At 40.5% G+C, this 17,981-nt stretch carries 19 protein-coding genes, 1 pseudogene and 1 riboswitch; of the genes and pseudogenes, 15 read left to right on the forward strand and 5 right to left on the reverse strand.

The annotated features are described in order from the left end of the window. Positions 1–100: 100 nt before the first annotated feature. The 5 genes from QRN39_RS10150 to pbuX all read left to right on the forward strand — a co-directional run bounded on the left by QRN39_RS10150 (position 101) and on the right by pbuX (position 6,199). On the forward strand, positions 101–298 hold the full coding sequence (locus QRN39_RS10150) for a hypothetical protein (protein WP_050943878.1): 198 nt from the start codon (positions 101–103) through the stop codon (positions 296–298). A 74-nt stretch (positions 299–372) separates the two neighbouring features. Further along, positions 373–2,310 carry an ATP-dependent DNA helicase gene (locus QRN39_RS10155; RefSeq protein ID WP_113387102.1) on the forward strand — a complete coding sequence of 646 codons (1,938 nt, stop codon included), beginning with the start codon at positions 373–375 and terminating at the stop codon, positions 2,308–2,310. Between the two features lie 128 nt (positions 2,311–2,438). Continuing rightward, the gene (locus tag QRN39_RS10160; protein WP_003216050.1) at positions 2,439–3,944 is read left to right on the forward strand and encodes a carboxypeptidase M32; all 1,506 of its coding nucleotides are present in this window, start codon (positions 2,439–2,441) and stop codon (positions 3,942–3,944) included. 136 nt (positions 3,945–4,080) lie between these two features. After that, positions 4,081–4,180: riboswitch (purine riboswitch) on the forward strand. A 118-nt stretch (positions 4,181–4,298) separates the two neighbouring features. Then, positions 4,299–4,883, forward strand: coding sequence for a xanthine phosphoribosyltransferase (gene xpt / locus QRN39_RS10165; protein WP_003215672.1), 585 nt, complete (start codon positions 4,299–4,301; stop codon positions 4,881–4,883). Continuing rightward, positions 4,880–6,199 carry a xanthine permease PbuX gene (pbuX, locus tag QRN39_RS10170; RefSeq protein WP_003215893.1) on the forward strand — a complete coding sequence of 440 codons (1,320 nt, stop codon included), beginning with the start codon at positions 4,880–4,882 and terminating at the stop codon, positions 6,197–6,199. The genes xpt and pbuX overlap by 4 nt, the downstream gene beginning before the upstream one ends. 50 nt (positions 6,200–6,249) lie before the next feature. Here the strand turns inward: pbuX and QRN39_RS10175 are convergent, their stop codons facing one another. After that, positions 6,250–7,104: a polysaccharide deacetylase family protein gene (locus QRN39_RS10175; protein ID WP_284907184.1), complete on the reverse strand. Its 855-nt coding sequence runs from the start codon at positions 7,102–7,104 to the stop codon at positions 6,250–6,252. Between the two features lie 387 nt (positions 7,105–7,491). On the opposite strand from QRN39_RS10175, the pseudogene QRN39_RS10180 reads away from it, so the two are divergent. The 7 genes and pseudogenes from QRN39_RS10180 to QRN39_RS10210 all read left to right on the forward strand — a co-directional run. Further along, positions 7,492–7,698, forward strand: a pseudogene (locus tag QRN39_RS10180) (IS5/IS1182 family transposase); the annotation flags it as partial. A gap of 365 nt (positions 7,699–8,063) precedes the next feature. Next, on the forward strand, positions 8,064–9,164 hold the full coding sequence (locus QRN39_RS10185) for a type III polyketide synthase (protein ID WP_284907186.1): 1,101 nt from the start codon (positions 8,064–8,066) through the stop codon (positions 9,162–9,164). Then, a complete protein-coding gene (locus tag QRN39_RS10190) occupies positions 9,161–9,670 on the forward strand; it encodes an isoprenylcysteine carboxyl methyltransferase family protein (protein ID WP_284907187.1) in 510 nt (169 codons plus the stop codon). Before QRN39_RS10185 ends, QRN39_RS10190 begins: the two co-directional genes overlap by 4 nt. Positions 9,671–9,755: 85 nt before the next feature. Continuing rightward, entirely contained in the window at positions 9,756–9,842 is an 87-nt protein-coding gene (locus QRN39_RS10195; RefSeq protein WP_223251174.1) for a Fur-regulated basic protein FbpC, read from the forward strand. A gap of 133 nt (positions 9,843–9,975) precedes the next feature. Further along, on the forward strand, positions 9,976–13,575 hold the full coding sequence (dynA, locus tag QRN39_RS10200; RefSeq protein ID WP_284907189.1) for a dynamin GTPase: 3,600 nt from the start codon (positions 9,976–9,978) through the stop codon (positions 13,573–13,575). A 41-nt stretch (positions 13,576–13,616) separates the two neighbouring features. Beyond that, a complete protein-coding gene (locus QRN39_RS10205) occupies positions 13,617–13,880 on the forward strand; it encodes a YpbS family protein (RefSeq protein WP_050943884.1) in 264 nt (87 codons plus the stop codon). A gap of 274 nt (positions 13,881–14,154) precedes the next feature. Then, entirely contained in the window at positions 14,155–15,042 is an 888-nt protein-coding gene (locus QRN39_RS10210; RefSeq protein WP_212045978.1) for a 5'-3' exonuclease, read from the forward strand. Positions 15,043–15,058: 16 nt separating this feature from the next. Here the strand turns inward: QRN39_RS10210 and QRN39_RS10215 are convergent, their stop codons facing one another. The 3 genes from QRN39_RS10215 to QRN39_RS10225 are packed head-to-tail and all read right to left on the reverse strand — an operon-like array spanning position 15,059 to position 16,315. Beyond that, positions 15,059–15,184, reverse strand: coding sequence for a hypothetical protein (locus QRN39_RS10215; protein WP_003215584.1), 126 nt, complete (start codon positions 15,182–15,184; stop codon positions 15,059–15,061). 44 nt (positions 15,185–15,228) lie between these two features. After that, the gene (locus QRN39_RS10220; protein WP_212045979.1) at positions 15,229–15,624 is read right to left on the reverse strand and encodes a reverse transcriptase-like protein; all 396 of its coding nucleotides are present in this window, start codon (positions 15,622–15,624) and stop codon (positions 15,229–15,231) included. Between the two features lies 1 nt (position 15,625). After that, a complete protein-coding gene (locus QRN39_RS10225) occupies positions 15,626–16,315 on the reverse strand; it encodes a queuosine precursor transporter (RefSeq protein WP_003215661.1) in 690 nt (229 codons plus the stop codon). Positions 16,316–16,408: 93 nt separating this feature from the next. Between QRN39_RS10225 and QRN39_RS10230 the strand changes: the two genes are divergently transcribed. The 3 genes from QRN39_RS10230 to QRN39_RS10240 all read left to right on the forward strand — a co-directional run bounded on the left by QRN39_RS10230 (position 16,409) and on the right by QRN39_RS10240 (position 17,616). Beyond that, positions 16,409–17,080 (forward strand): ribonuclease H family protein, encoded by a 672-nt coding sequence (locus QRN39_RS10230; RefSeq protein ID WP_003215694.1) that lies wholly within the window; start codon positions 16,409–16,411, stop codon positions 17,078–17,080. 1 nt (position 17,081) lies between these two features. Next, complete coding sequence (locus QRN39_RS10235; protein WP_003215998.1) at positions 17,082–17,264, forward strand: zinc-finger domain-containing protein; 183 nt, start codon at positions 17,082–17,084, stop codon at positions 17,262–17,264. Positions 17,265–17,433: 169 nt separating this feature from the next. Beyond that, a complete protein-coding gene (locus QRN39_RS10240; RefSeq protein WP_003215507.1) occupies positions 17,434–17,616 on the forward strand; it encodes a hypothetical protein in 183 nt (60 codons plus the stop codon). 45 nt (positions 17,617–17,661) lie between these two features. On the opposite strand, the gene cspD is transcribed toward QRN39_RS10240, so the two are convergent. Continuing rightward, positions 17,662–17,862 carry a cold-shock protein CspD gene (gene cspD / locus QRN39_RS10245; protein WP_003215784.1) on the reverse strand — a complete coding sequence of 67 codons (201 nt, stop codon included), beginning with the start codon at positions 17,860–17,862 and terminating at the stop codon, positions 17,662–17,664. Between the last annotated feature and the right edge of the window lie 119 nt (positions 17,863–17,981).

The following is a 17,981-nucleotide window of genomic DNA, read 5'->3' on the forward strand; positions in this document are numbered from 1 at the left end:
GTCACACCTACAGAAGGTGTGGCTTTTTTTATCCCAGAAAGGTATAAACCTTCACGGGACGGAATAAACTGAACTTGATTTTAAAAAAAGAGGTGTCTCCATGATACAATATGATCAATTTCAGTTAATCCAAAAAGCACTCGCTTCGACTGCTCAACAAATTGAAGGGCAAGAAGGTGGACAATCTGCTCAGCTGACTGCAGCCATCGAAGATTTAGCGCTTGCTCAGGCTTACATAGAGCGTTCTGAGCACGCATTTTTAATGAAGGAAACCTATCAACATCGTTTGCGGTCATAAAAAAGATTGTCATTCCCCAGCATAAATGTTACTATAGAATGTCTGAATGATTCAAAAGTTGGGGGTTGAAGCAGGTGACAGCATCTCGTTTGCCTTTTTCATTATCAAAAGAACATAATTTTTACGAAGAACTGGGCAACTGGATTGGTGATGTGTTCTATGACATTTTGCCAGAAAAGGGCTTTGATCTTCGAGATGAACAAATATTCATGGCTTTTCAACTAGAAAGAGCCTTTAAAGAAAAAAGTGTGATGTTTGCCGAAGCTGGGGTAGGCACAGGCAAAACCATCGTTTATCTATTATTTGCGGTCACATATGCAAGGTATACAGGGAAACCTGCGATTATTGCATGTGCAGACGAAACGTTAATTGAACAGCTAGTGAAACAAGAGGGTGATATCTATAAAATTGCCAATCACCTTGATATTCAAATAGATGCGAGATTAAGTAAATCGCATGATCAATATTTATGCTTAAAGAAATTAGAGAAAACCATGCAGCGTGAAGATGATGAGAAGTGGCTCGATATTTATGAATCGCTTCCTTCATTTGTTCATGAATCACATGGCATGCAAAACTTTTATCCGTATGGTGATCGAAAAGAGTACCCAGAGCTATCCAATGATGAATGGTCACGCATTGGCTATGACTCGTTTCAGGACTGCTTGACGTGCGATATGCGTCATCGCTGTGGTCTGAATTTATCAAGAGATCATTACCGGAAAGCAACAGACCTCATCATCTGTTCTCATGATTTTTATATGGAGCATGTGTGGACGAAGGAATCACGCAAACGTGAGGGTCAGCTTCCGCTGCTTCCAGAACATAGCTCCGTTGTATTTGATGAAGGCCATCTTCTTGAATTTGCTGCACAAAAAGCACTGACATACCGCGTGAAGCAATCAATGCTCGAAACCTTTTTAGAGCGCCTGCTACAAAACGATATACGCGAAGAGTTTGCCGAGCTCGTTGAAGATGCACTTGCTACAAACGATGAGTTCTTTTATCTCTTAAAAACACATGCCAAAGAAATCAAGGGCTCACATCGACTTGAAATTGGACGTGTGGATGAGGTGAAGCGTTCAGCAAGTGAATTGTGTGATTTACTTGAAAAAATCGGAGAAGCACTCGTATTTGAATCAGAGATGTATACAATCGATCAATACGAATTGTCTGTTGTGGAAGAGTACATTGAACAAATGGCGTATTCTCTGTCGCTTTATCAAAAAAATGCGATTAGCTGGCTTGAAAAGCAGGAATTAGATACGACATTTGTTGTGATGCCAAAGACTGTCGCAGAGGTGCTTGGTGAAAAGGTATTCTCGCAAAAAAGACCATACATTTTCTCTTCTGCTACATTGTCTGAAAATCAATCCTTTGATTATTTAGCTGAAAGTCTTGGGATTAAAGATTACTTATCAATGAGTGTCGCTTCGCCGTATGATTACGATGAACAAATGAAGATTTATTTCCACGGGATTCAGCAGCTTCAAGAGCAAGAAGTAAAAGGACAGCAAGTGATCACTCAGCTGAAAGATAATGGAGGACGGTCTCTCATTTTGTTCCCTTCATTTGATGAACTTCATTTCTTTAGAAAGCAGCTTGAGGCATCGAATGAATCACTGCCTTTCGACGTGTACTTTGAGGGAGACGAGGAAATCAGTACAATTGTTCAAAAGTTCCAAGCAGATGAGACGTCTGTGTTATGCTCTGTTCACCTTTGGGAAGGATTAGATATTCCAGGTCAATCATTAACAAATGTGATCATCTGGGGACTTCCTTACCCGCCTCATGATCCGGTATTTGAGGCGAAACGGAATGAAGCAAAGGATGCTCGTGCTGAAGTCGATCTTCCGTATATGCTGCTGCGCTTACGACAAGGAATTGGGAGACTGATTCGGACAAGCCAAGATGCAGGAACCATTCATATTTACTTTGACCGTAAGGAAGATACAGAGCTTCAAAGTAAAATTGAATCCGTTCTGCCAGTAAAGCCAATCATCACATCTTAAATAACATATGAACGAGAAAAGAGAGGAGGATACCATCTGCGTATCCTCCTTTTTGATTGACAAAAGAACATTCCTTGAAGTAGCCTTGAAACGTACATACATATTTTATCGATTGGGGGAACAAACGTATGAGTCTTGAAGCAAAAGAGAAAGCGTTTTATCAATTACTAGGAAAAATCGCCCACTATACGGAGGCGCTCCATTTACTTTATTGGGACTCTAGAACACAGGCGCCTAAAAAAAGCGCCGATTTCAGAGCTGAAACGATCGGTCAATTATCAAGTGATATTTTTAATATGAAGACTTCTGATGAAATGAGAGATCTTCTCCACGCATTAAATAAACACCGAGATGAGCTGTCAAAAGATACACAAAAGGCGCTCGAATTATCACAAAAAGAGTATGATGAAAACAGCAAAATTCCGAAAGAAGAATTTAAAGAATACTCGATTTTACAATCAAAAGCAGAGCATGTCTGGGTAGAAGCAAGGGAGAAATCAGACTTTTCACTCTTTGCACCATACTTAAAACAGCTCATTGATTTTAACAAGCGTTTTATTCAATATTGGGGCGTGAAACAAACGCCATATGACGTGCTGCTCAATAATTATGAACCAGATATGACGGTTGAACAGCTAGATCAAAAGTTTGGTGCACTTCGTGATGCCATTGTTCCTCTCGTGAAAAAAATCGAAGCCTCTCCTCATAAACCGGATACTTCATTTTTATCGAAAAGCTTTCCGATCGACAAACAAAAGGAACTGAGTCTTTTCTTCTTAAAAGAATTAGGGTATGACTTTGACGCAGGACGTCTGGATACAACAGTTCATCCGTTTGCTGTGACATTGAGCAGAGGGGACGTTCGTGTGACGACCCGTTATGATGAGCATGATTTTCGGATGGCGATCTTTGGCACGATTCATGAGTGTGGTCATGCCATCTATGAACAAAACATTGATGAGGCGCTGAGCGGAACGTTATTATGTGATGGCACATCAATGGGGATCCATGAATCACAGTCTCTTTTCTTTGAGAACTTTATTGGCAGACATGAAGACTTCTGGAAAACGTATTATCAAAAGCTTCAAGAAGCGTCTCCTGAGCAGTTTAAAGATGTCTCTTTAGAAGACTTTGTGCATGCAGTGAATGAATCGAAGCCAACTTATATTCGAATTGAAGCAGATGAGCTTACATATCCGCTTCACATTATCATCCGCTATGAAATTGAAAAAGCGATATTTAATGAAGAAGTGGCAGTCGAAGACCTGCCTGCACTGTGGAATGAAAAATATAAAGCATATCTTGGCATTACGCCTCCTAATGATGCACTCGGCATCTTGCAGGATGTTCACTGGTCTGATGGAAGCTTTGGATATTTCCCTTCATATGCCCTTGGTTATATGTATGCGGCGCAACTAAAGCACCAAATGATCAAAGATTTACCGAATTTTGATGAGCTGATTCAAAATGGGTCTTTTGCACCGATAAAAGAATGGCTCACAACACATGTTCACCAGCATGGAAAACGCAAAAAGCCTTCTGAAATCATTCAAGATGCGACTGGTGAGGAATTAAATGTACAATATTTAATCGATTATTTAACGGATAAATATACGAAACTGTATTTATCTTAAATAAAAGGCACCCTTTGCTTAGAAGGGTGCTTTTTTGATGCTTGAATATTCTAAAAACGAACGTTTTGATCTGATCTATTATTTAAGTTCGGTATTTTTCTAGAAAAGTGCTTTCCAAGCGTCTGAAATCTTGTTATAATTTGAACACTATAACACTCATATAATCGCGTGATGATGGCACGCAAGTTTCTACCGGACACCGATACCGTCCGACTATGAGTGAGCAAATGAAACAGCTCTTGTTTGAGCTGAAGATCCGTGGATCGTTTTCGCATTGCTTGCTCCTCATGGACAGCAATGCTTTTTTTATGCAAAAAAATGAAAATGTTTGCCAATATGATGGGAGGAAGAATGATGGAATTGTTACGTCAAAAAATTGAGAACGAAGGAATCGTTCTGTCAAATCAAGTGTTAAAGGTAGATGCCTTTTTAAATCATCAAATTGATCCTGTGTTAATGCATGAGATCGGGCAAGAGTTTGCTAGATTATTCAAGCATGATGGCATTACAAAAATTATCACAATCGAATCTTCGGGCATTGCACCTGCTGTGATGGCAGGACTAGCTCTTCAAGTACCCGTTGTTTTTGCTCGAAAACGTCAATCATTAACACTAACAGAAAACCTATTAACAGCGAGTGTGTACTCTTTTACAAAAAAAGTAGAAAGCACGATCGCTGTCTCAAATACGCATCTCGGTGAAAAGGATTGTGTATTAATCATTGATGACTTTTTGGCGAACGGTGAAGCCGCTAAAGGACTTGCCGCAATCGCAAAGCAGGCGAAGGCAAAAGTAGCCGGATTTGGCATTGTCATTGAAAAGTCATTCCAGCCGGGAAGAGATGCACTTGTTCAAATGGGCTACCGCGTCGAATCCCTTGCACGGATTGAATCACTTGAGGAAGGGAAAGTCACGTTTGTACGAGAGGTACAATCATGAGTGCAGCTAAAAAAGCCAAAACGCTCTCGCTAGGGATTCAGCATGTGCTGGCGATGTATGCAGGGGCCGTTCTTGTGCCGCTCATTGTGGGAGATGCACTCGGCCTCACACCTGCACAGCTGACTTACTTAATCTCGGCAGATATTTTCATGTGCGGTGCTGCAACACTCCTTCAAGTATGGAAAAATCGTTTCTTTGGTATCGGTTTGCCTGTTGTATTAGGCTGTACATTTACTGCGGTTTCTCCTATGATTGCGATTGGCTCTAAATACGGGATTTCGTCTATCTATGGAAGTATTATCGCTTCGGGGTGTATCATCATTCTGCTTTCCTTTTTCTTTGGGAAGCTGGTGAAATTTTTCCCGCCTGTCGTGACAGGTTCTGTCGTCACCATTATTGGCATTACCCTTATTCCAGTAGCGATGAACAATATGGCAGGGGGAGAAGGAAGTGCTGATTATGGTTCTTTTGAAAATCTAGGCCTCGCTTTCCTTGTGCTGTTTATCATTGTGCTTCTCTATCGATTCACAAAAGGCTTTATGAAGGCGATCGCCATTTTAATCGGTATTCTCCTTGGGACAGCCGTTGCTGCATTTATGGGGAAAGTGGAAACAGCTGAGGTGGCGAACGCTCAAGTTTTCCGTATGATTGAACCATTTTATTTTGGCATGCCTACCTTTGAATTTGCACCCATTATGACGATGACGTTAGTTGCCATTGTGTCATTAGTCGAATCAACAGGTGTTTATTTCGCATTAGGTGATTTAACAAACCGCTCATTAAAAGAGAAGGACTTAGCGAAAGGCTATCGCGCAGAAGGGATTGCTGTGTTATTAGGTGGTATCTTTAATGCTTTTCCTTACACAGCCTACTCGCAAAACGTTGGGTTGATCCAGTTGACAGGGGTCAAGAAAAATCAAGTCATCGTTGTGACAGGCGCATTGCTCATGTTATTTGGACTTTTTCCTAAAATTGCTGCATTTACGACGATTATTCCAAAGTCAGTTCTTGGCGGCGCAATGGTTGCCATGTTTGGGATGGTCATTGCCTACGGTATTAAAATGCTCTCGCGTGTGGATTTTGCCAAACAGGAAAACCTACTGATTGTTGCTTGCTCAGTGGGGATTGGCTTAGGTGTCACCGTCGTGCCGCAAATGTTTGAGCATCTGCCAGAATCAATCAAATTATTAACAAGTAATGGCATCGTGGCCGGTAGCTTTACCGCTATTTTGCTTCATATTATTTATCACATGATTCCTTTTAAAAAAGAAACCGGGCAGGACCTGATGGAAGAGCCTAAGAAATCTGTTGTGTAAACACTGAAAGCCCGCATCTTTTGGATACGGGCTTGTTGTGATTAGCGCTATTAATGTTGTACCGGCTGCATTGTTTCGTTAATGACTGCAAATGTATAGCCCCTTGCTTTTAGCTGTGTAATCAGGCTATCTAAATAGTTTGTGGTAGAGGGTTGATCATGCATTAAAATAACTTTTGGTTCCCATGGTTTAGTTTTCTCAAACAATTGCAGTTGATTCAATACCTCTGGAACATATTGTGAGTTTTTATATCTCCAGTCAAGACTATCAATCGTCCAATCCCAGTAAATAAAGCCATTTTGGTTTAAACGTACTTTTTGATGATATGTTAAATTTGGAACACTGCCATATGGTGTTCTCACAAGACGGGTGTAAACGCCTGTAACAGAAGCAAGAATGCGCTGAGCTTCTCTCATTTCATTTGCGGGAGACTCACTGTTCTGATAAAAGCGGTTTATATCATGCGTCATGCCATGAAGCCCTAATTGATGTCCTTCTTGATAAAGTCTTTTCACAGCTGCTTGGTGTGCTTGGATTTGCGGTCCAAGCATGAAGAATGTCGCCTTCACGTGATGTGCTTTTAATACATTTAACAGTTGATTTGATGTAGCAGTAGGACCATCATCAAATGTTAAAAAGACCGTTTTATTCGTTGTCTGTTGGTTTGGATTGGTCTTAACATGTGTATCCAATGTTCTTGTAGAATGATCTTTTGCTTTCAGACTGATGCTTGTGTCTCGGAAGTCACTGCTGGCAACAATTTTTGCTTGCCCATTTGTCGCCTGCAAATGGGGTTTAGACATATCCCAGATAAAAAAGAGAAACAGTGTAAGAAGCACTAAACCAATTATCTTCGAGAGAAGCATCGTGTTGTAGGGTGTCTGTTTTTTGGACACCTTTTTCATTACAATCACTCCAGTCAATTAAATTTTGTGCCGAATCATGTAGTAGATTCTATCTTTTTTCACTGTTTTTCATGGTGTTCATATTGATTAAGTATACAGGAAAAAAACACCTTTTTATATATAATAATCAAATAAATTAGCATTTCATGGTTATTGCTTTGTATTGATCAGAAAAAAAGGTGATCCATTCATGTTTAAATGAAATCATTCTGAATAATGATCGAAACGTTGATATTTATACGCTAAGATAGCATCAGATTTAACCATTAATGCGAAGCGAAAGGGAGATTCCGTATGAAAGTGTTGTATAATGACGATTTCATTGAAAAAAAGGATGCTCATGTGGATATTGGGGATAGAGGCGATCAATCGCGAAATACATAGAGTAAGCTCTTACCCCTACAAAATAAAGAAGAAACAAAAGAAATCAAAGTCAGTACAACTGAATCAGAGATTGGCTACTATGTAAAAGGTGAACGTGAAAAGTCATTTGCTTATTCCTTTCATACAGCTTGTGATTCAAAAGGATTTATTTTTGGATCACTGGTCACAGGTGGCAATGTTCATGATACTCGTATGTTAAATTCACTCGTATAACAGGTGACAGAGAAAATCGGAAAACGAAATGTAGACACGGTAGATGCTGAATGTCCAGCGTACCCCTTTATAATTATGTGAAACCCCCACTTTTACTTGAAGTAAAGGTGGGGGTTGTCTACGGTCTGCACTTCTCTTTTAGAGGTGTTTTTTTGCATAAAAAAAGCAGGTTCGCTTGGCTTGGAACGAACCTGTGAAGGAGGAAAACTACATCATGTTTTCACCTATATTATCCAATATTTATCAATTGTCGTCAAGACAAAAAGTTAGACGGAGGAAAATGTTTTGACTGAATTGTGACGGTTCGGCATGTATATCCTTTTTTCGATAGGGGATATTAACCGAAAAAAGAGGTGAAGCCGATGGCGTACATTCTTTCAGTTGGAACGAGTCACCCGAAGCATCACGTGGATCAGAAAACAGCTGCTGATTTTGCTAGGTCTCAATTTAAACGATCGTTTAAAGATATTGACCGGCTGCTGAGAGCTTTTCAAAATGGAGAAATTAAGAGCAGGCAGTTTGTGCAGCCCATTGAATGGTATCAGACGCACCACTCTTTTGAAGAGAAAAACAATATCTATTTGGAAAAGGCACTGGCTCATGCAAAGGAAGCGATCATACATTGTCTTCAAGAGAAGGAGTTTCTAAAAAAAACAGTCCCGGTTGAAGAGATCGATGCATTGTTTTTTATTTCAAGTACCGGCTTATCGACCCCAAGTCTTGACGCAAAGCTCATGAACGTCCTTCCTTTTTCTCCTTATACGAAACGAGTACCGATCTGGGGCCTAGGGTGTGGGGGCGGTGCGGCAGGGCTGTCGCGAGCTTATGAATACATAAGGGCATTTCCAGAAGCAAAGGTACTTGTCGTTGCCTGTGAGCTGTGCAGTTTAACCTTTCAGCCGCAAGATCAATCAAAAAGCAATTTAATCGGCACCTCCTTGTTTGGAGACGGGACGGCAGCGGTTCTTTTAGCTGGGGAAAAAGCTGCGCTTGAATATGCCCATTTAAAAACGGTCCCTAAAGTACTAAGCACGCAATCTGTCACGATGAAGGATTCTGAGGATGTGATGGGCTGGGAATTTACAAGTGACGGCTTTCGGGTTATTTTCTCCCGTGACATTCCGAGTTTGATTTCCGGCTGGTTAAAAGAGCAGGTGGATCAATTTTTAGAGGAGCAAGGATATTCAACTAATGACTTATCCGTATTTCTAGCCCATCCTGGAGGAAAAAAAGTGATTGATGCCTATGTTGAAAGTCTATCTTTACGAGAGGATCAGCTGTTTTCTTCAAAAGAAGTACTCAAACAACACGGAAATATGTCCTCTGCCACAGTTTTGTATGTCATCAAGCATTTCCTGGAACATCAATCAGCTGAAGCGGGGGAGATGGGACTTTGCGGGGCGCTTGGTCCGGGCTTTTCCTCAGAGCTGCTGCTTATGAAGTGGGAGGAGGTCTTGTCATGATCATTTGGCTTGTCATCGGTTTCTTCGTTTGTCAGCGGCTCATTGAAATGCTTGTGGCCAAAAGAAATGAAAAGAAAGTAAGAGCACTAGGTGCCATTGAATTTGGTGCTAGTCATTATCCCTATATGGTCGCTATGCATACGGCTTTTTTTCTCTCACTTATAGTTGAGATAGGGCTTTTACATAAGGGGCCGTCCCGTTATTTTCTTGTGCTGCTCCTTTTTCTCATGGCTACACAGGCCATTCGATACTGGGCATTATGCTCCCTTGGGACGTACTGGAATACGAAAATTTTAGTCGTACCAAACGCGATGATTGTAAAAAAAGGGCCGTATCGCTGGTTGAAACATCCTAACTATGTAGTCGTGGCGATTGAGCTTTTACTGATCCCGCTATTGTTTGATGCGTATGTCACTGCCATTTTGTTTACATGTTTAAATGCATGGATGATGGCTGTACGAATTCAAACAGAGGAGAAAGCATTAAATCAGTATTTGCTAAATTAATATTGAAAATCATTATCAATTGTGCTACACTTTCATTAATGATAAGCATTCTCAATCATGAAGGATGGACGGTGATCACATGACAATGATTTTCTTACTCGGTACGGTGTGTGTGTACAGCCTATTAATTGGCTTCGTATTAAAAGGTGTCTCCAAAAAATCTGCTTCCTGATTCCAGTCAACTGCGACTGATCGGGCAGCAGATTTTTTTTATTTCCTCAGATCAGAAGAAAAATCTCTTTATTTTGTGTAAAATGGTATCACATACATAACTGACTTTTCTAAAAACAAAGGGGTTTATCGTCATGAAAGACTTGTCTATTCGAGATTCGCTCGTTCAAACTACAGGAGCTTTATATCAAAGCTTTCTCAAAAGGGATGATCATGAGCGCGCTGCCAAACTTGCATCGATTATCAAAAAGGAAGCAGAAGAAGAAGTATATATCGCATTTACCGGCCACTATTCTGCTGGAAAGTCATCACTTGTGAATCATCTGCTTCATGATCACATTTTGCCAACGAGTCCAATCCCAACAAGTGCAAACTTGGTCGTCGTGAGGAAAGGGGAAAGTGAAGTGCAGCTTCACACCTCTGATGGCCGTTTTGCAAAAATGAGCGGCTCCTATGATAAAGAAGCAGTACAGCGTTTCTGTAAGGATGGAGAACAGATTGAGATGGTGGAAATTAGCGGTGACTATAGAGGCCTTGAAGAAAAAGTGGCACTGATTGATACGCCAGGAATTGATTCCACGGATCATGCCCACTTTATGTCTGCTGCGTCTATTCTTCATCAAGCAGATGCTCTTTTTTATGTCGTTCACTACAACCATGTTCATTCTGAAGAAAACATTCGTTTCATTCGCTCCATCAAAGAAAAAGTGCCAAATCTCTATTTCATCGTGAATCAAGTGGACCGGCATGATGAGCATGAGACAGCATTTGAAGACTACAAAAATCAAGTGGTTGACATGCTCCTTAAAGAAGGCATTGAAGAAGATCATCTATACTTTACATCTGTAACCGATGAGACGCATCCAAGAAATGAAATGATTCGTTTAATCAAAAAACTGCAAGAATTACAGACGTTGCCGAAAGCCTCACTTCGGGCTTATACGGAGCAGAAAATTGAGCATGTCTTAAAAGAACACATTGACTCGATAAAAGAAGAGCTGCAAGGTGAGGAGCTTGAGTCACAGCTCCAAGAAAAAAGAAAAGAAGTAAAGGATTTGGAAGCGAAAAATCACTTCATTGAAAATGGAGCCAAGCAGTTAGAAGAAGAAGTATCTACTGACGTCGAGAGCATTTTGAAAAATGCCAACCTAACTCCATTTAAAATGAGAGAACTCGCAAGCGACTATATTGAATCAAAAGCACCTGGCTTTAAAGTGGGACTGCTTTTTGCTAAAAATAAAACTGAGCAGGAAAAAGAAAAACGGGCAACTGACTTCTTAACAGATGTCAAAGCGAGAATGAAGGCAGAAGTGGACTGGCATATTGCTGAGCTACTAAAAAAAGAAGTCAAGAAGCATCAGCTTGGTGAAGAGTTATTAAATCAAGTGATGGCGTTTGAAACACCTGTACAAGAATCACTTCTTGAAAGTGTGATTCATCATGGAGCAACGTTCTCCAATGAATACGTACTGCAATATGCAAAAGATGCTGGCGAAGCCTTGAGAAGACAGGCTAAGCAGCAAGCGATGCCACTGATTGAACAAATGGTGGAGTCGCTGAAAGCCAAGCTTATGGAAGATCAAGCAGAGCAGCAAGAAAAATGGGCTCAGTCTGCAAAAGAGCTCCAAACACTCGAGCAATGCACCAGAAAAAATGAACAAATGAAGCGAGATATTCAGCATGTATGGGATATATGGCAAAATGGAACGGATGAACAGATCGAAGAAGATTGGTTTTATGCGAAAAAGAGACAAATGCAGCATGATCTGCTAAAGCAGGAGCAAGCGACCATTCAACCTGAAGAGAGCGACCAAGAAAAACCGAACAAGCAGATTGATCAACCTCAAATGCGTCAGTCACAGCATGTCACGACGGCACAGTCGATTGCCCAGTTTGAGCAGCTTTCTCAGATTTTATTGCCATTAGATGCGCTCCGATCTCAAAGAAAGTCCTTTGAAAAACGAACAAAACGGCTGCAAGCGAAAGAATTCACACTCGCTTTATTTGGGGCTTTTAGTTCGGGGAAATCTTCCTTTGCAAATGCACTCGTCGGGAGAAAGGTGCTGCCATCCTCTCCCACACCAACAACGGCAACCATTAACAAGCTAACGCGGCCGACGGAAGATCACCCGCATGAAAGTGTCAAAGTGGTGTTCAAAACAGAACAGGATATATTAGAGGAGCTCAATCAGATCCTAGGATTTACGATCTCAGAAGAAAAAGGGGAGGCGTTTACATCCAAGCTCAAACGAACGCTTAAAAAAAGACAGCTTGAACAAGATCACCGCGTCATTGTTGAACATTTTTTACAAGCACATACCCGTTTCGTTGATCACATTACTAAGCAAACGCCGCTTCATGTCACCCTTCAAGAACTGAGACCATATGTGGCGGAAGAAGCTGTTTCTTGTGTGGTGAAGGAAGTAACGGTTTATTTGAGTACACCTCTAACAGATAAAGGGCTGACTATTGTTGATACGCCAGGCGCTAGCAGTATGAATAAGCGTCATACAGAGATCGCCTTTCAATATATGAAGGACGCAGATGCGCTTCTTTATTTAACTTACTACCAGCACTCTTTTTCGAAGGCAGATCGGTCATTTTTACGTAAGCTTGGGCTTGTAAAAGATTCATTTAGCATGGATAAAATGTTCTTTATTATCAATGCAGCTGATCTCGCAAAGGATCAAGCAGAGCTTGACACCGTCTTTGACTATGTGAAAAATGAGCTCACAAAAGAAGGGATAAGAAACCCAAACCTTCATCATGTATCCAGTAAGGAAGAGATCGAAGGAAAGGGAGAGACAGCTTATAATCAATACGCAAAGCTTAGAAAGCAGCTCGACTATTTTATAGAGGAAGAACTAACGAAAGATGCGATCGAGCTGTTATATTTTGAAGCACGTACGTTATGTAGAACGGTCGACAAACTGCATGCGACGCTGCATCAGTCAGAAGATGAGAAGCAAGCGGAAAAGAAAAAGATAGACGCATCCTATGAAGCGATTCTTGATCAAATGAGTCAGATAAAGCAATCTAAGCTAGTGACAGAAAGCGTGAAAAAGGACTTACATGAGCAGCTCTATCATATTGTGCAGCGCCTCTCATTATTTGCGAATGATCTCTTTAAGACAGCCTTTTATCCTGGAATATCTCAAGGGAATTTCGGACAGCAATTGAAAAAAGCACTTGAGAAGGCACTAAAGGATTATGAATTTGAATTTGTACAGGAGTTAAAGGCGCTTGATATCCGAATGGAATCGTTTATTCATCAATACTTCCAAGAGGAGTGGGAGAAAGGATTGCAAGCGGCATGTGCAGAAGACCCTTACTTTTCTCTCTCACTGTCGCCGCCTGAAGAGAAAAATGCTGAGCTGAAACAAATTGAAATCGAAGCTGAACTAACGCCATTCGAACCGCTCTTAAAGAAACAAAAATCACCGAAAGTTTTCTTTGAACAGAATGGAAAGGCTGCGTTTATTGAAGCGATTCGAGACATTCTTCATCAGTTAACCACGAAATGGGCTGATAAAGAAAAAGAAGAATTACTGAGCAGGTACGACATGATGGTGAAGACGTTTACGGAAAGATATGAAACAGAAGCGCTCGAGCAGCTAAGTGAACAAAAACAAACATTTATCACGAGCCTAACGACAGATGCCAAAGAGCAGGCCGTCATTGAACAAGTTTATGAACAAACAGAAGAATGGAAGAACCAGTTGAAAACCATTTGATTCATGGTAGACTAAATAAAAAAGAAAGCAGTTGATAGAAAATGACGAGCGTACACGAAGAGATTTCAGCACACTCACAAAAGCAGCATGCTCATATTCAGTCCTTTCTTGAGCTTGAACAGAAAAGAGAACAAGCAATAGAGATGGCTGTTGTCAAATGTGAGCAAAACGAGCCATTTACAACAGACGAGATCAACGCCATTACGTCGAAGATGAATGAGCTTGCACGAGGCGGTATTGTTCCGCTTCGTAAGCTTGTGACGAATGATATGGTCAGAGAGTATGTCGAGCAGAAACAGAAGTAAAGAGTAACTTTCTCTTTTTTGGTCATCTTAATGAATGTACCGAGAAAGGGGAATGATCATGAAAAAAAAGCAACAGACAAAGCAGCAGGATGAGCGTGACCCTAAACAAAAAGACATGCCGTCCTATGCAGAAGCAGAAACGAAAAAAATGCAATACGGTCAAAAGTAAACGGGCTGCCTCTTCTTTTGTAAAAGAAGAAGGCGCCTTTTTCATGTCTAGTTTTGTGTTCTGTGATAGAATGGGAGTATTGTTTTGAAAAGGGAGTTTAAGAGAATGAATAAACACGTACTGCTTGTAGATGGAATGGCGCTTTTGTTCAGATCGTTTTATGCGACGGCTGTCCATCGCAATTTTATGATAAATGACCACGGTGTACCAACAAATGGAGTGAATGGCTATTTGAAGCACTTATTAACAGCTGTACAGACATTTGAGCCAACTCATATTGTGTGCTGCTGGGATATGGGAAGCCAAACCTATCGAAACGAATTGTTTCAAGAGTATAAAGCAAATCGAGGAGAGGCGCCTGTCGAGCTCATTCCGCAATTCGATTTAGCAAAAGAAGCTACAGAAGAACTAGGAATTGTGAACATTGGTTTAAAGGGCTTTGAAGCAGACGATTGTATTGGTACACTTGCTACGCTTTACCAAAAAGAAGCACGTGTGACTGTCCTAACTGGTGACAAAGATTTGCTGCAAATTTTGAATGAACAAGTGACTGTTGCCCTGATGCAAAAAGGAATTGGCAATTATAAGCATTATACAAAAGCCTTATTTGAAGAGGAAATGGGAATCTCGCCAAAGGCACTCATTGATATGAAAGCACTCATGGGTGATGCAAGTGATAATTATCCAGGTGTCAAAGGAATCGGAGAAAAAACTGCTTTAAAATTTATTCAAACATATGAAACGATTGACGGTTTGTTAGAAAATGTCCATGAACTAACGGCTGCGCAGCAAAAGAAAATGCAAGCAGGATTAGAAGATTTGAAGCTTTCTCGTCTATTGGCAGAGATTAAATGTGATGTCCCGCTCAGCTGTCCAATGGATGAGACGAAAATGAACATCAATCAAGAACGTGCTGCTGCTATGCTGAGGCACCATCAAATCAAAGGAATCGAACCGATGATGAATCGATTAAGTACAATAGAGATCAGCTAAAGCCGATCTCTAAGGTTCATCTTTTTGTATTGCTTTTCTTTGCTCTATTTTCCAGCTGAGATAGTGGCTGTTTATCTTTTGTTTGCGCATCACCTTGTGGGGTTGTCCCATTTGTGACACGACCTTTATTTTCTTTATCCAATCAGTATCACCTCACACACATTAGCATAACCGAAAAAAAGCGATTCATCCTTTAGATAGGTGAATCGCTTTTCTGGCGAGCTGATCTGCTATTTGATTTTCCTTACTCGGAATCCATTTAATAAAAAATAAATCAAACTGGCTTTGAAGCTCGATCATCTCTTTGATAAAGTGCTGAAAGGCTGGATTTTTAGCAAATCCTACATTGGCTGCGCGGTCAACTACTTGTGAATCTGTTCGAAATGAAACGGTACGCAATCCTTTTTCTGCGCATATTTTCATCCCCTCGATCAGAGCAGAAAATTCTGCTTCGTGATTGCTCATGGGTTCAAGAGGAATGGAGAAGGACTCAGCCTTTCCATTATATTTGATGAAAATGCCGATGCCAGAGGGACCCGGATTCCCTGCACTCGCACCGTCAATGTATATTTCTGCTGGCACATCATTTCACCCTTTCATCAAGCGGAACCATTTTTTTCGCTGCATACGCGTAAGGTGTTGCAATCGCAGCGACGATAAATTTAATGACATATGTCGTGATGAAGATTTCTATCCATACATGAAATGGATACGTGCCAAGAAAGGCAATGGTCGTGAAAATCAATGTATCAAGAAGCTGGCTAATCATCGTACTTCCGGCATTGCGCACCCAGAGCGCGCCATCGGAAGGAAATATGCGGCGAATAAAAGAATATACATAAACATCTAGCATTTGACTGATGATATAAGCAGCGAGACTGCCAAGTGCAACCCTTGGCATAAAGCCAAATATGGTTTCCAGCGATGATTGTGAGATATCAGATGGAGCGGGATGGAAAAGCAAGGCTTCCTGCATGACAACAGTTAGTGTTAAAAGGGTAGCAAAACCAATCCAGACAGCTTTTCTCGCTTCATTTTGTCCATATTTTTCATTCAATACGTCCGTTGCAAAGAACACACTGCCATATAAAATATTTCCAAGTGTTGCGGTTAGGCCGAATAATTCAACGGTTTTGACAACTTGTAAATTTGCGGCAACCGTCGCAAAGCCAATCCAGACAAAAAGGCCCATCTTGCCAAATCCTTTATAAAATAGAAGAACAATGATAAAATTAATGATCGCAAATAAGATCCAAATACCTTCATTAAACAAGTGACATGAACTTCCTTTCTCATTGTAAATGTAACTTTTTGATTATAGCATAACGTATGTTTACCTTAAAAGCACGGGAAGGCGATGTGATCAATGAAACTAAGAGCACACTACACAATGAAAGTGAAATCAATTGGGTCCATTGCTTTTTACCAAGAAGATTGGTTGGAGCTAAAAGAGGCCTTGAGGTTAGCAAAACATATTGACAAAAAAGAACCACAGTCACTTCTGTCATTTGAAGATGAAAAAGGGGCTATGTGGTCTATAAAAGAGCTTGAAAAGCTAAATGAAGAATTAAAGCTTGAACCTGATCAGCTTCAAGTCTATTTTGATGCAAGTTTTCACAAAGAAACCGGTGACTCTGGTCTTGGTGTTGTCGTCTACTATAAGCTAGGAAAAGACGCTTATCGATTGAGAAAAAATCAGCCTTTCCAAGGGAGTACCAATAATGAAGCAGAGTATGCGGCTTTATTTGAGGCAGTAAAAGCTTTAAAAGACCTGGGGGCAAGCAGAAATTCTGTCACGATTAGAGGAGATTCACTTGTTGTCATGAATCAGTTAAAAGGTGAATGGCCTTGTTATGATGATGTACATAACAAATGGCTTGACCGAATTGAAGCGGCTTTAAAAGAGCTGAAGCTGACGCCAACCTATGAAGCCATCGATCGGAAACAAAATGCAGAAGCGGATCAGCTTGCAAGACAGATTCTTGCAGACGTCCCAATCGAAAGTACATTGAAATTAGAAGCAGACGGAGCTGAATAATGTGGATAAAAAAACAGCAGTACAAGAATTGACCGATCTTCAAGACACGTATTGTTCAGATTGTTTGATTAAGAAGCATTTTCGAAAAGAATTTGGCAAAAAATATGCCCATTCCTTTTGCATACAGCAATGCACTGTTGGAGAGAAAATAAAAGAATATGGCCAAACGCTGCTCAAAAAATAAACGAACGGACCGGTTTTCCCTGCTCAAACATTCGCTCTTGAAAAAAAACGGATAGAATGTGTAAAAAAAGAACATATTCCGAAAAATGAGCCGATATAACTATAGAAAGTTTTGGTTGAGTTACTTTTTGACTAAGTGACGGATATTAGAGGAAAAGGGGAAGGCCGGTATGAATAATAAGGAGTTCGAAACGGTATTACATCGAACATTTCAAGAGGTGTACAGCGATCTAGAGCAACTTGTAGATGTAGCAAAGAAGGGAAGACCTTTTCTCGAAAAAGATATCTCTGAAATTGAACAACGACTGAAGCAAAATATTTTAGCAATTGAAATTCAGCTGAAAATCAAATAAGAGAGGCATAAGCCTCTCTTTATTTTGCATCATTGATTTAGTTGATTAGATTTTTGTTACGTTTGCAGCTTGAGGTCCACGATTACCTTCAACGATTTCAAAAGAAACTTCTTGTCCTTCTTCTAAAGACTTGTAACCGTCACCTTCGATAGCTGTGAAGTGAACGAATACATCGTCTCCGCCTTCAACTTCAATGAAGCCGAAACCTTTTTCATTATTGAACCATTTTACTTTACCGTTTTGCATATTGCTTTTTCCTCCTAGTACTGTAGCATACCTTTTGGCATACTAAAAAAAATTTTCATCACCTAACGACTTTGCAGTTGTTAAATGATGGTTCCACTATACACCATCAAAAGTAAAGC

The sequence above is a fragment of the Bacillus sp. lyk4-R2A-2 genome, from assembly GCF_030209735.1.
In the GTDB taxonomy this organism is placed as follows: Bacteria; Bacillota; Bacilli; order Bacillales; family Bacillaceae; genus Bacillus; species Bacillus pumilus.